The organism is Streptomyces sp. CO7 (assembly GCF_053474865.1).
This window is the reverse complement of the sequence record NZ_JBRIOU010000012.1, coordinates 84,862-85,881: the sequence shown is the minus strand read 5'-3', so window position 1 is coordinate 85,881 and position 1,020 is coordinate 84,862. Positions and strand designations below refer to the sequence as shown.

Genomic DNA, 1,020 nt, shown 5'->3' with positions numbered 1-1,020 from the left:
AAAAAAAGAAGCGTGAACTTCCGAAATCTACACGCGTAAGATCGTCGGCAGCGTCAGATGTGTATAAGAGACAGCAGCGGGGGAGGGCGCCGAGGGCCTGGACGAGGTAGGGCGCGAGCTCGTGCAGGGCGTCGAGCACCAGCACCGCGCCGCCCAGCACCAGGGGCGCCTGCAGACGGCGCACCGCCCCGGCCACGGTGACGGCCAGAGCCGCCGCGCCGAGCAGCAGCGGCCGCGTCCAGTGCGGATCCGCCCAGGCGGCGACCAGGCTGGGCAGCAGGGCCACGGCCAGACCAGGAGCGTAGGCCGACCAGGACGACACCGCCGCGTCGCGGCGACGCCGCACCCCGCCCAGCACCAGAACGGGCAGCGCCGCCGGCAGCGCGTACGCCTCCGGGGCGGACACCTCCCAGGCCGCCAGCCGCACCCATGCCGCGAGCACGAACAGGGCGGTCGCGACGTGCGCCACCGGGCGGCGGCCCGGGCGCAGCGCCGTCGCCCCGGCGATCACCCCGGCCAGTGCCAGCGCCAGGGCCAGCACCGGCGGGTCGAACACCGTGAACAGCAGCGCGAACCCTCCGACCACCGCCCCCGTGACCTCCACCGGGAGGGCCGCGGCACCCGCCCAGGGCCGGGAGGCGATCAGCGCCGCGGCCGCCGGCACGGTGAGCAGCAGCAGACCGGCCGTGGAGACCTTTCCGTCGCGCAGCACGCCGACCGCGACGACCAGCAGCGCGGCGTGGACCAGGGCGGCGGGCAGTCCGGCCGGGGCGAGCGCGCGACGCGCCCAGGAGGTCGCCGCGAACAGCGCGACCAGCACCGGCAGCACCACCAGGGGGGCGACCTTCGTCTCCCCCGACGACAGCGCCACCCCGCCCGAGGCGACCAGGGCCACCACCAGCGCGGCCCACGGACCGTCGACGGTCCGCCGGGCGGCCTCCAGGGCCCCCGCGACCATCAGCACCTGGACGGTCAGCCCGGCTCCGCGGGGCAGCTCGAACACCAGGGGCAGCGCGTACC

Annotated in this window: 1 protein-coding gene; it reads right to left on the bottom strand. The window is 76.1% G+C overall.

The annotated features are described in order from the left end of the window. Positions 1–1,020, bottom strand: a 1,020-nt coding sequence (locus tag ACOV8S_RS30010; RefSeq protein ID WP_448321640.1) for an SCO7613 C-terminal domain-containing membrane protein, incomplete at both ends; no start/stop codon positions are given.